The sequence below is a fragment of the Kitasatospora sp. cg17-2 genome (genome assembly GCF_054031055.1).
In genome coordinates, this window is sequence record NZ_CM132923.1 from 2,008,758 (window position 1) to 2,021,390 (window position 12,633).

The window sequence follows — 12,633 nt, forward strand, 5'->3', positions numbered from 1 at the left end:
CCGGGCCGCGGGGTGATCCCGATGATCACGGCGACAGCGCCGCAACGGCGGGGAGGCCCGGGACACCGGACCGGGCCTCCCCCGCCGGTCTGCTGGCAGGACGTCGCGCTGGCGCTCGCGGCGGTCGTTCCGGAGCTGTTCTACTTCGGCACGATGCTCGCGCCCTGGACGACCCGGGACCAGCAGGTGTGGATGGTCCTGCTCGCCCTGGGCGAGGCCGCCGCCCTGGTGGTGCGCCGCCGGTGGCCGGTGGCGGTCTTCGGCGTCGTCTGGGTGCTCTCGGCCGGCTCCGACCTGCTCTCGTGGGCGAACGCCCTCGACTACGTGCCCTGCTTCGGGCTGATGATCGCCCTCTACACCGTCGCCGCGCAGTGCCGACGGCCGGTCGCGTACGCGGCCCTGTTCCTCACCCTGGTGCCGCTGGGGCTGGCGATCGCCGAGACCATCGGCAACTACCAGGGCCCGCGGCTCGCCTCCGTACTCGTCGCGAACCTCGCCTTCTACGTCCCGGTGACGCTGGTGGTCTGGGGCTTCGCCCGGTGGAGCCGGGCCGCCGAGGAGACCGCCGAACGGCACCGCCAGGAGGTCGCCGAGGCCCGGCTGCGGGTCACCCAGGAGCGGGTGCGGATCGCGCGGGAGCTGCACGACATCGTCGCGAACGCCGTCGCGGTGATCGTCATGCGGGCGGAGACGGCCCGGGTCACGGCCCTGGAGGATCCGGCGCGCGGGGAGGCGTTCGGGCACATCGAGGACCTCGGCCGCTCGACGATGGCCGAGCTGCGGCACATGCTGCGGCTGCTCCGCAGTTCCGAGGCCGCGGTCGAGGACGGCTACAGCCACGGCCTGGGCGATCTGGACCGGCTGCTCGCGGACGTCCGGAAGGCCGGGGTCCGGATCTCGGTGGAGACCCGGGGCGCCCCGCTGCGGATCGACGACAGCGTCAGCCGGACCGCGTACCGGCTGGTCCAGGAGGCCGCCACCAACATCACCAAGCACGCCGGTCCCGGGACCAGGGCGGTGGTGCGGATCACCTGGGACCGGGCGCTGCTGATCGAGGTGGTCGACGACGGCGCCGGGCGACCGCCGGACGACCGGCGGGCGCTGTCGACCGGGCACGGCCTGCTCGGGCTGCGCGAACGGGTGGCGCTGTACGGCGGGCTGCTGAGCGCGGCCCCGTACGGACCCGGGTACCGGGTGGCGGCGGCGCTGCCGGTGTCCGCGGCCGGCGGGGCCCGGACCGCCGAGGGAGGCGGCGGCGAGCGGCCGACGGAGGGGGTCAGCGGAAGGCGTCGGAGAGGCGGGTGAAGGTCCGGCCGGCGGCGAGGAGGGTGGGGAGGGCGGCGGCCAGGCCGGGAGCGGTGCCGCCGTTGGGGTGGTTCATGTGGGCGATCACGACGGCCCCGGGGTCGGCGTCCAGGAGTTCCCGGCGGACCTGGGCGGCGGGGAGGGTGGCGCCGCCGTCGGCGTTGGTGCTGAAGCCGGCGATCCGCTGGCCGAGGTCGGCGGCGATCCGGGTGGCGACGTCGTCGTAGTGGGCGGTCCCGGAGCGGAAGAAGGCCGGGGGGCGGCCGAGCAGATCGGTGAGCTTGGCGAGGTTGCCCGCGATCTCGTCGTGGACCTCGCCGGGGTCGCGGGTGCCGGCGATGCCGTAGGCCGAGCGACCGGTGACGGAGAGGGGGCGGTGGGCCGTGCCGTGGTTGGCGATCTCGAAGAGCGGGTCGGCGGCGAGGCTCTCGAAGGTCGCGGGGTTGGCGTCGATCCAGCGGGCGTTCAGGAAGAGGGTGGCGGGGACGCCGTGGGTGCGGAGGGTGTCGACGAGGGCGGCGTCGTAGCCGGAGCCGCCGGGGCCGCCGCAGGCGTCGAAGGTGAGGGCGACGGCGGGGGCGGCGGCCCTGGGGAGGGTGGTGAGCACTCCGGGGACGTCGAGGCCCCAGGCGCCGGGGACGGCGTCGGCGTAGCGGGCGGTGACGAACGCGCGGGTGGGGAACGCGGCGGGAACGGCGGGGGCGGGCGCCGGAGCCGGGACCTCGGGCGCCGGGGCCTCGGGAGTGGGAGCAGCGGTCGGGGTCGGGGCGGGCGCCACCGGCGCCGCGGTCGCCGCCGGCTCCGCGGTCGGGACGGGTGGCGCGGGGCTCGTCGTCGGCGCGCAGGCGGCGAGGGTGGTGCCGGCCGCGGCCACCAGGAGGGTCCGCCGACTGAGTGACATGAATGCGCTCCGAATCTGCCTGACTGTCAGATGATCTGACTACCTCCTATTCAGGGCCCGCCCCACCCCCCGGCGCAACCCGAGTCCGCCTTCACGGGGCCACCACCCGGTGGTGGGGTCCGGCTCACCGGGGGTTCACCCCCGCGAGCGGGCAGCGGGTAGGTACCGGCCGCGAGCATCCCCGGCGAGAGCGGAGACACCCGATGGCGGACGACGTGCACGAGGAGAAGGCCCGACCGGGCCGGCGCGGGCTACTGGCCGCGGGCGCGGCGGGCGCGCTCGGCGCCGTGGTGGCGGGCGCCGGCACCGCCCGCGCCGAAGGGGCCGCCGCCCCGGCCGCGCCGCAGGACCGCACGATCACCCTGACCGGGAAGCTGCCGACCGGTGCCCCCGACTTCGTGTACCTGCCCTTCGACGTCCCGTCCGGCGTCCGCGAACTCGCCGTCTCCTACCGGTACGACCGGCCCACCGTGCCGCCCGGCACCCCGGGCAACTCCTGCGACATCGGGCTGTTCGACGAGCGCGGCACCGAGCTCGGCGGCAGGGGCTTCCGCGGCTGGTCGGGCGGCTTCCGGACCGAGTTCGCGGTGAGCCGGGAGCGGGCCACCCCCGGCTACCTGCCGGGACCGGTCCGCCCCGGCCGCTGGAACGTCGTCCTCGGCCCGTACCAGATCGCGCCGCAGGGGCTGGAGTACCGGGTCGACGTCACGCTGCGGTTCGGCGCTCCCGGCGGGCAGTTCACCCCCGCCTACCCGCCGGAGCGCGCCCGGGGGCGCGGCCGCGCCTGGTACCGGGGCGACTGCCACCTGCACACCGTGCACTCCGACGGGCGCCGCGAGCCCGCCGAGGTGGCCGCCGGGGCGCGCGCGGCCGGGCTGGACTTCATCGTGTCCACCGACCACAACACCTCGTCCGCCCACGGCGTCTGGGGACCGCTGGCCGGCCCGGACCTGCTGATCCTGCCCGGCGAGGAGGTCACCACCCGCAACGGCCACTGGCTGGCGCTGGGCCTGCGCCCGGGCGAGTTCGTCGACTGGCGCTACCGCTCCCGCGACGAGGCCCTCCCCCGGTTCGCCCGCCAGGTGAAGCGGCAGGGCGGCCTGGTGGTCCCGGCCCACCCGTTCTGCCCCTACGTCGCCTGCCAGTGGAAGTTCGGGTACGAGTACGCCGACGCCGTCGAGGTGTGGAACGGCCCGTGGACGTACGACGACGAGTCGGCCGTGGACGGCTGGGACGCCCAACTGGCGGTGGCGCTGCGCGACGGGCGCTCCTGGCTGCCCGCGATCGGCAACAGCGACGCGCACAGCGCCCCGCAGGTGATCGGCTCGCCGCACACCGTGGTGCTCGCCGAGGACCTCTCCCGCGACGACATCCTCGACGGACTGCGGTCCGGCCGCAGCTGGCTGGCCGAATCGGCGGCCGTCCGGCTGGAGTTCACGGCGACCGGGAACGGCCGGCAGGCCGGGATCGGCGAGGAGCTGGCCGTGCCCGCGGACGCGCCGGTGGACGTCCGGCTGGACGTCTCCGGGGTGCCGAACGGCACGGTGCGGTTCCTGACCGACGAGGGCCAGCTGCACCAGGAGTCGCTGCCCGCCGAGGGCGCGGGCACGGTGGTCTGGCGGACGACGGCCTCGCTCGCCGCGTTCGTCCGGGCCGAGGTGCGGCACCCGAGGGCCGACGGGACCCCGGGCCGGGGCAACGCGATGGGCCCGGACCTCCCCTGGGGCCCGATGGCCGCGCTCACCAACCCGATCGTGCTGCGGGCCCGGGCATAGGAGTCCGCGCGGCGGGAAGGCGAACGGACGGCGGCGGGCCTGCGGAGGGACGGCGGGAGGTCCGGGGAGGGGAGGACTCCGGGGCGCGCCGTGGACTAGGTTGATCCTCGACAGCAGTCACTCGTAGGGACGAGGCGGTCGGCTGTCCGCCTTGCCGGATTCGGTCGGTTCGTGTGCCGACTCCGGCCGGCCCCCGTGCGTTCCGCCCGTCCCGCCCCGGCCCCGTCCGTCCCAGGCCCGCGAAGGGATCAGCAGCTGTGAACCGTACGACCGTAGGTGGGCCGGAGCTCGGAGGCGGACGGGGGGCGGGCAGCGTGGTCGTCCTCTCCGACCCGGCCGCCGGCGCCGGGAGCGGCGCGGTGGCCCCCCTGGTCGCGGACGCGCTCTTCCCCAGCGTCCACCTGCGCGCGGAGGACTTCCGGCGGGCGGTCCGGCAGGGCTATGTCGCCCCGGACCGGCCGGAGGCGCGGCGGCAGAACCTGACCGCGCTGGCGGCCACCGCCCAGGCGGCGTTCGCCTTCGCCTCGGGCGGCTACCAGGTGGTGGTGGAGGGCTCGGTCGCCCCGACCGCGCTGGACGCCTTCCGGCGGGAGAGCCGGGCCACGGGCGCGGCGCTGCACTACGTGGTGCTCAACGGCGGCACGGCCGGGGGTGCCGCGGCCGGGGGTGCTGGGGCCGACGGCGCGCCGCAGACCGGGGGCCCGGCGGCGGACGCGGCCGAGGCCACGGCGGACACGGTGCTGGCGGGGCTGCGCCGAGGGGCGTACCTGCTCGGCTGGTGAGCATGCCGCCGCCCCGGGGGGAGACCGGGGCGGCGGCGGAACGGAACGGCGGCGGAACGACGGCCGCGAACGGAGGAGGGGCGGTCGGTCGGTTCTGGGGGACCCGACCGGCCGCCCGCGGCACGGCGTCGCGAGCGACGACGCCCCGGCGCCCGCTCTCCCACAAGAGCGAACGCCGGGGCGGCCGCGGACCCGGCGCCCGAACGGGGGTACGGGCGCCGGTGGCGGTGCCGCCACAATGGTCAACGGACGGCGGCTCGGAAGCGGTTCACGGCCTTCCGGTTCGGGTCCGCCCGGACCGGCCGGGATTTCCCGAAAGGGCAGCGATCCCGGCCGGTCGTCCGGTCACGTCAGCCGGCCCAGGCCATCCCGCGGGCCTCCAGGATCGGCCGCAGCGCGCGGACCGCGTAGAAGCTGCGGGACTTCACCGTGCCGACCGGCACTCCCAGCACCTGCGCCACCTCGACCATCGACCGGCCCTTCATGTGCAACTGGACCAGGACGTCCCGGTGGTGCGGCTGGAGCTCGGCCATCGCCACCGCCACGTCCTGGGCGACGAGCACCTCGTCGTAGGGGTCGTGGGCACCGGCGTGGTCCTCCGGGGTCTCGTCGGCGACCTCCTGGGCGCGGGCGGCCTGCATCCGGTAGTGGTCGATGGCGATCCGGCGCGCCACCGTGAACAGCCAGGGACGGCTGTGCTCGGGGCCGCGCTGCACGGCCGCCGGGTTCTGCCAGGCACGCAGCAGGGTCTCCTGGACGATGTCCTCCGCCTTGCCCCGGTCGCCGCTGGTCACCCGGAGCATCGCGCGCAGCAGGTAGCCGCCGTGCAGGCGGTACAGCTCGGCGAGGACGTCCTGGTCCAGGGTGGGCCGGGCGGCGGGCGCGGCGGGCGCGGCCGGCGGGGCGGGCACGGCGGGTACCGGGGCGTCCCCGGAGGTCGTCCCGGCCAGGGCGGTTGCGTCGATGGCCACGGCTGTTGAGCCCCTCACACCATTCATCGGTACGTCGGTCGGTCGGTACCGGGGTCGATCGCTGTCTCGGTGCACCGGGGCAGGCCACCGCGATCGGACGGCTCCCCGGGCGGTGCCACGCTGGCAGCCCCCGCCAACGCGCGGCCAACGCGGCCGCGACCGCCCGCGTTGGCGGGACGTTGGCGGCCCGCCCGCGGGGTCGGTCCACTGCGGGGTCGGTCCACCGGCGGGTCACTCCGCCGCCGGCGTCCCCGCTCCGTCCTGCCCGTCCCGCCCGTCCCGCCCGGCCGCCCGCTTGCGGCCGATCCTGGCGGCGGCCGCCGCCAGGCCGAGCAGCGCCGCGCCGCCCAGGCTCACCCCGGTGACCGCCGAGGCCAGCCGCACCGGCCTCCCGTCCGGCGGCGGCGGGACGACCACGGGGTCGGCGGCGGCCACCGGGGTCGACCCCGCGGCCGCCGCCGCGCCGGCGGCGGCCTGGGCGCCGACCGCCGTCACCGGGTCCACCGCGCCCCAGCCGACGGCCGGATCGGGCAGCGCCGTGCCGGGCCGGTAGGCGGTCGACCGCAGCCGGTCGGCGAGCTGCTCGACCGTCAGCGACGGCGACCGGCCGAGCACCAGGGCCGCCGTCCCCGCCACCAGCGCGGCGGCGTAGCTCGGCCCGGTGGCCGTGAAGGTGCCGCCGCCGGGGCCGGCGGCCAGCAGGCCCTCGCCCGGCGCGGTCACGTCCACCCGGGAGATCCGTCCGGGGCCGAGCGCGGCGGCCGCGCCACCGGCCTGGCCCGCCGAGCCGCCGCCGGAGTCGGAGCCCCCGGCACCGGCCGGGGCGCCGTCCGAGCCGATCGCGGCCACCGCGAGCACCCCGGGGTACCCGGCGGGGTAGACCGGCGCGTTCACCGCCTGGTTGTCCGGCCCGACCGGGGCGACCAGCAGCATGCCCTTCGCCGTCGCGTAGCCGACCGCGTCGGCCAGCGCGGGCGCGGGCTCCGCGATCGGCGCCGCGACCAGGCCGATCCGGGCACCGCCGTCGGCGGCCGCGCGGATGCCCCGGGCGAGCAGGTCGGCGTTGGTGCTGCCGGCGTCGTCGGTGGCGGCCACGGCCAGCACCCTCGCGGCGGGGGCGACACCGGACGGGCCGCCGTCGGCGGGCCGTCGGCCGGCCACCAGGGTCGCGAGCGCGGTGCCGTGGCCGACGCAGTCCCGGCCCGCGTCGCCGTCCCCGTGCAGCCGGGGCCCGAGGGTGAGCCTCCCGGTCAGCGCGCCGGAGCCCGAACCGGCCCCGGCGTCCACCCCGGAGCCGATCACCGCCACCGTCACCCCGGCGCCCCGGCTCAACGGCCAGACGGCCTCCGGCCGCAGGAAGACCTGCGACCAGCTGGGCCGGTCCGCGGCGCGGGCGGCCGGCTTGCGGCACCCGTTCTGCCGGACGTCGGAGAGCGTCTGCGCCACCGGAGGGAACTCCGCCGCCTGCGTGCCCGCACCACCACCGGCGGCGGCACCGGCGCCACCGCCCCCGGCACCCGGGGTCGCACCCGGCACCGCGTTCCCGACCGCCGGCGCCGAGGTGCCCGCCGCGGGACCGGCCGCCAGCGGCCCGGAACCGGACGCACCGGCCACCGCCGCCGCACCCGACGCGGCCTCCGGGGCGAGAGCGGCGAGCGCGGCCAGGCCGCAGGCCACCGCGGCGGCGGGACGGGCGAGCCGCACCCGGCCCCGGCCGGTGCTCACACCGGGCTGCCGGAGCGGTCCGCGGCGAGGTCCTCGGGCAGCAGCAGGCTCAGCTCCGAGAGGTCGGCGACGTCCAGTCGGCTGAGCCGGCCGGCCTGGCGGGTGATCATGCCCTCCAGGGTCTGCCGGGCGAAGCGGCCGTTGCCGAAGGTGCGGTCGCGCGCGACCCCCGAGAACAGCTGCTCCAGCGCGGCCAGCGTGTGCGGCGCCAACTCGTACCCGGCCTTGACCGCGTGGTTGCGCACGATGGTGACCATCTCCGCGTCGGAGTAGTGGCCGAAGTCGATCTGGCGGGAGAAGCGGGAGGCCAGACCCGGGTTGGAGGACAGGAAGTGCCGCATCTCGTCCTCGTAGCCGGCCACGATCACCACCACCTCGTCCCGGTGGTCCTCCATCAGCTTCATCAGGGTGTCCACGGCCTCCTGGCCGAAGTCCCCGCCGCCGCCGTGCCGGGGCGTCAGGGTGTACGCCTCGTCGACGAACAGCACGCCGCCCCGGGCCCGGTCGAAGGCCTCCTTGGTGAGCTGCGCGGTGTGGCCGACGTAGCGGCCGACCAGGTCGGAGCGGGCGGTCTCGATCAGCTGGCCGCCGGGCAGCACGCCCAGCTCGGACAGCAGCCGCCCGTAGAGCCGCGCGACCGTGGTCTTGCCGGTACCGGGCGGACCGGCGAAGACCAGGTGGTGGCTGATGGTGGCGGTGGCCAGCCCGGCCTCCTCCCGGCGGCGGACCTGCCGGATCAGGTTCACCAGGTCCTCGACCTGCTCCTTGGCGGCGGGCAGGCCCACCAGGGCCTGGAGCTCGGCCAGCGGCTCGGTGCCGTCGGCCTCCTTGGCCGGCGGTTCGAGTTCGACGCCGACGTCCCCGGGGACGAGCAGGGCGAGGTCCTGGTCGCTGATCTCGGCCTGCTCCGCCAGCCGGGTCGCCTGCCGGTCGACCATCTCCTCGAAGACCTTGCGGGCCGCGCGGCCGTTGCCGAAGTCCTCGCCGCGCGGCATCCGCTCGAAGAGCAGCGTCAGCGCGTCGCCGGTGCCCGCGGCGAGCTCGTAGCCGTGGCTCGTGGCGGCCCGCTCGACGATGGTGACCAGCTCGTCGACCTCGTAGTTGGCGAACTCGACGGTCCGGCTGAACCGGGAGGCGAGGCCCGGGTTGGAGGCCAGGAACTCGGTGATCTCGGCGGAGTAGCCGGCCACGATCACCACCACGTCCTCGCGGTGGTCCTCCATCAGCTTGACCAGGGTGTCGATCGCCTCCCGCCCGAAGTCCGGGCCGGAGCCGCCGGAACCGGCCGACAGGGTGTACGCCTCGTCGATGAACAGCACGCCGCCGAGCGCCTGCTGGAACACCTCGGTGGTCTTGATCGCGGTGCCGCCGATGATCGAGGCGACCAGGTCGGCCCGGGCCACCTCGGTCAGGTGCCCGCTGCGCAGCACGCCCAGCTCGGCCAGGATGGCGCCGTAGAGCCGGGCGACGGTGGTCTTGCCGGTGCCGGGCGGGCCGGCGAAGACCAGGTGCCGGCTCATCGGCAGGGCCGGCATGCCGGCCAGTTCCCGGCGGCGGGCCAGCTTGTTGAGGTTGACCAGGGTGGCGACCTGCTCCTTGACGCCGGCCAGGCCGACCAGCGACTCCAGCACCTCCAGCGGTCCCGGCGGAGCGGCCGGGGCGGGAGCGCGGCCGGGCTCCCCGCCCGGCTCGGGGGCGCCGGTCCCGGCGGCGGCCGGGCCGGAGGCGGCGGAGCCCTCGGCGCGCGGGCTGCCGGTGGCGGCCGCGGCGGTGCCGTGGGCGTCCGGCAGACCGTTCTCCTCGCTGGTCAGCTGCTCCACCGCGAACCGCTCACTGGGCGCCGTCTGCCGCAGGCCGGAGCCCCGGTTGCGGGACAGCTTGCAGCCCGTCAGCCGGACCGCCTCCACCGAGTCGAGGCGCACCCCGTCGCCGATGTTCTCCACCGCGTCGACCTGGGCCAGGGCGGCCCGACCGCCGGCGCCGATCCGCACGCCGTGGCGGCGGTTGCCGTGGCTGCGGACCCTGGTGCAGGTCAGGTCGCCGCCGTCCTCGACGGACAGGCCGTCCTCGCCCGAGCCGCTCACCTCGCAGTCCCGCAGCGCGGCCCGGCCGACCTTGCCGACCACCACGCCGGAGCCCTTGGCGCCGCGCACCACCCCGGCGCCGACGAAGGTGTCCGCGCCGTCGGTGATCCGCAGTCCGGCCCGCCCGGGGTCGGTCACCTCGACGCCCTCCAGCCGGCCCCGGCCGTCCCGCAGCACCTCGACGCCGTCGGCGCCCGCGCCGGTGACGGTCAGGTGGCGCACCCGGGGGTTGGCGCCGCCGCCGATCGACAGGCCGGGGCCGGTGACGTCCCGGATCTCCAGCCGGTCGATGTCGGCGGCGCTCTCCTCGGCCAGTTCGACGCCGGCCCCGCCGCAACCGCGCACCACGGTGCCCTTGAGCACCGGACCGGAGTGCTCGCCGACCCAGATGCCGGTGCCCTCGGCGTCGGCGACCTCGCAGTTCTCGAAGTGGCCGCGCGAACGGCCGGTGATGTGGATGCCGTGCCCGGCGGTGCGGGCGGTGGAGCAGCGGCGCAGCTCCGGGTCGGTGCCGGCGGCCAGCGCGATGCCGTGGCCGGTGGTGGCGCTGACCACGCAGTCCTCCAGCACCACCCGGGCCTCGGAGCTGATGTACACGCCGATCGCGGTGTCCCGGACGGCGGTGCGCACCAGCCGGGTCGTGGAGCGCTCCTCCAGGGCCACGGCGGGCTTGTCGGTGACGGAGATCTCGCAGTCCTCGAAGGTGCCGCGGGCCTCGCCGTTGGCGCAGATGCCGTTGCCCCGGGCGTCGCGCAGGACGCAGTTGCGCAGCAGCGGATTGGCGCGTTCGCCGACCACCACGGCGGAGGTGCCGAGGTGCTCGATGACACAGTCCTCGATCACGCTGGTGCCGGTGGAGGTCTCGACGATGCCGGCGCCGGCCGGGTTGGTGACCCGGCAGTCGCGCATCGCGAGCGAGCCCTGCTGGCGGGTGAGGACGGCCGTCCAGGAGGCGCCGACCACCTCGCAGTCGGACAGCGCGGCCTGCCCCCGGGGCACGTCGACGGCGGGGAGTTCCTCGTCCTGGCCCTGCACGACCAGGCCGGTGAGCTGGACGGCCTCGGCCACCACCTGGACCACGCAGCCCCGCCGGGCGGTGATCCGGACGCTGCCGCGCGGCTCCTCGGCGGTGATGGTGACCATCTTGGTGATGACCAGGTTCTCCTCGTAGCGGCCGGGGCGGACGGAGATCACCGCTCCGCTGCGGGCCGCCGCGAGCGCGTCGCCGATCGTGCGGTACGGGCCGCCCCGCTGTTCCGGGCACACCGTCAGCACATGGCGCGACATGGCCGTCCTCTCCTGGGTCTTCATCAGTACGTCGTCGGGCGGGTCGGGCAGGGCGGACGGGGTCGGTCGGGTCGGACGGGTGGAGCCGGGGCGGCGGCCGGGGGCGGTCGGAGGAGGTCCGGACCGCCCCCGCGCGGTCAGGAGGCCGTGCAGTCGGCCCTGACGGCGGAGGCCGCGATGTGCGCCTTGTCGGTGGCGGTACCGGCCCAGTCGAGGCCGCGGGAGTGCAGCATCACCGAGATCTTGCCGCCGGAGACCGTGAACGCCTTGCTGGTCACCCAGTTCCCCCGGCTGCTGGTCTGGTTGACCGAGAAGTCGCCGATGACGCCGGAGCTCGGGGTGTTCTGGACGGTGTAGTACGCGGGCTTGCCGCCGACCAGCTTGTAGTCGCTGTTGTTCGGCACGTAGACGGAGATCGTGCAACTGCCGGACGTGACCGGAGCGGTGGAGAACGTCCAGACCACCGAGTTGTCGTTGTCGTCCTTGCTGTCCGAGCCGGACATCGGCATCGACACGTACTTGCCGTTGCAGCCCGAACCGGTGTAGCCGCCGGTCGAGCTGCTGAGCCAGCCGGTGGAGCCCTGTTCCCAGTAACCGTGCTGGGCGTAGGCGACCGAGGCGGTGCTGCAGTTGCCACCGCCGATGGCGCTGTAGGTGGCCTTCGCGGCGGCGGGCGGCTGGACGGGGGGCTGGGTGGCGGGGGGCTGCTGCGGCGCCGGCTGCTGGGGCGCGGGCTGCTGCGGCGCCGGCTGCTGGGGGGCCGGTTGCTGCGGCGCCGGCTGCTGGGGCGCGGGCTGCTGCGGAGCGGGCTGGCCCGGGGCCGGCTGCTGGGCCGCGGGCTGGCCGGCGGCGGGCTGCTGCGCGACGGGCTGACCCGCGGCGGGCTGGGTCGTCTTTCCGTTGCCGCCGCCGGTGCTGCCGGTGCCACCGGTGCTGCCGCTCTGTGTCCCGCTCTGCGGTGCCTTGCCCGCCGGGACGTTCGTGCCGGCGGGCTGGCCGGCCGGCACCGCCGGGGTGCCGACGGTGCCACCGCCGAGGGCGAGCCCGGGCACGGTGCCCGAGCCGTCGGCGGGCGGCGCGGTGAGCGCGCCGGGGTCACCGGTGGCGGGCGGGTCGACGGGCGCCGGGAGCGGGAGGCCGGTCGTCGGCGGGTCGGTCGGCGCGGGCGGCTGGACGTCGTCGATCTCCGGCCCGTCGACCAGCTGGGGGTCCGCCCGGTTCACGCCCCGGTTGTCGCCCTGCTTGTCCGCGCCGTCGGTGATCAGGAACGGCAGGCCCATCAGCACCACGCCCGCCGTGGCGGCGGCGACCAGCGCGGGCCGCCGGAACCGGGGACGACGGGACGTCTCCTCCGGCTCCTCGCCGTCCGCGCCCTCGGCCCCGACGGGGACCGGCGCCCCGGGCTCCTCGCCCGGGCCGAACCCGGCCGCGGCCGACGGGACGACCGCGACCGGCGGCACCGCGGCGGCGGTCACCACCGGCGTGACCGGCCCGTACTGCGGCACGGCGACCTGCTCGGTCGGCGCCTCCGCCGTCGCCGGGGCGGCCACCGCGGCAGCGGCGGCCGCTCCTCCGGCCGAGGCGGCGGCACCCGCCGGTGCCACGGCCGGCTCCTCCTCCATCTCCCAGTCCATCGACGGCAGCTGGATCCCCGCCGCCCCGCCCCGAGCCCCGTTCCCGCCCGTACTCGTGCTCACCGCAGCTCCTCCGGCCTCGCATGCAGTCCCAGTCGACAGGACCACCCCGCCGACTGGACTTCGGGTGCTCCTACTCCGTTCCTACGGCCGGACCCGGCCCGACGGT

8 protein-coding genes are annotated in these 12,633 nt (G+C 76.8%); 3 read left to right on the forward strand and 5 right to left on the reverse strand.

Going from position 1 to position 12,633, the window contains the following annotated elements; genetic code table 11:
* Nucleotides 1-21 precede the first annotated feature (21 nt).
* The gene (locus ACW14Y_RS07905; RefSeq protein ID WP_456986344.1) at nt 22-1,305 is read left to right on the forward strand and encodes a sensor histidine kinase; all 1,284 of its coding nucleotides are present in this window, start codon (nt 22-24) and stop codon (nt 1,303-1,305) included.
* On the opposite strand, the gene ACW14Y_RS07910 is transcribed toward ACW14Y_RS07905, so the two are convergent.
* Nucleotides 1,277-2,206, reverse strand: coding sequence for a polysaccharide deacetylase family protein (locus tag ACW14Y_RS07910; RefSeq protein ID WP_456986345.1), 930 nt, complete (start codon nt 2,204-2,206; stop codon nt 1,277-1,279). The two genes, ACW14Y_RS07905 and ACW14Y_RS07910, sit on opposite strands and share 29 nt — an antisense overlap.
* 203 nt (nt 2,207-2,409) lie before the next feature.
* Here ACW14Y_RS07910 and ACW14Y_RS07915 point away from each other — a divergent pair, with 203 nt between their 5' ends.
* Together ACW14Y_RS07915 and ACW14Y_RS07920 are read left to right on the forward strand one after the other, a co-directional pair.
* Nucleotides 2,410-3,981: a CehA/McbA family metallohydrolase gene (locus ACW14Y_RS07915; RefSeq protein ID WP_380442577.1), complete on the forward strand. Its 1,572-nt coding sequence runs from the start codon at nt 2,410-2,412 to the stop codon at nt 3,979-3,981.
* A 257-nt stretch (nt 3,982-4,238) separates the two neighbouring features.
* Nucleotides 4,239-4,763, forward strand: coding sequence for an ATP-binding protein (locus ACW14Y_RS07920; RefSeq protein WP_456986346.1), 525 nt, complete (start codon nt 4,239-4,241; stop codon nt 4,761-4,763).
* A gap of 350 nt (nt 4,764-5,113) precedes the next feature.
* On the opposite strand, the gene ACW14Y_RS07925 is transcribed toward ACW14Y_RS07920, so the two are convergent.
* The 4 genes from ACW14Y_RS07925 to ACW14Y_RS07940 all read right to left on the reverse strand — a co-directional run bounded on the left by ACW14Y_RS07925 (nt 5,114) and on the right by ACW14Y_RS07940 (nt 12,527).
* Complete coding sequence (locus ACW14Y_RS07925) at nt 5,114-5,734, reverse strand: sigma-70 family RNA polymerase sigma factor (RefSeq protein ID WP_380304678.1); 621 nt, start codon at nt 5,732-5,734, stop codon at nt 5,114-5,116.
* 231 nt (nt 5,735-5,965) lie between these two features.
* A complete protein-coding gene (locus ACW14Y_RS07930; protein WP_456986347.1) occupies nt 5,966-7,459 on the reverse strand; it encodes a S8 family serine peptidase in 1,494 nt (497 codons plus the stop codon).
* Entirely contained in the window at nt 7,456-10,830 is a 3,375-nt protein-coding gene (locus ACW14Y_RS07935; protein WP_380304680.1) for a right-handed parallel beta-helix repeat-containing protein, read from the reverse strand. The genes ACW14Y_RS07930 and ACW14Y_RS07935 overlap by 4 nt, the downstream gene beginning before the upstream one ends.
* Before the next feature lie 137 nt (nt 10,831-10,967).
* Nucleotides 10,968-12,527: a carbohydrate-binding protein gene (locus ACW14Y_RS07940; protein WP_380304674.1), complete on the reverse strand. Its 1,560-nt coding sequence runs from the start codon at nt 12,525-12,527 to the stop codon at nt 10,968-10,970.
* Nucleotides 12,528-12,633: the final 106 nt, after the last annotated feature.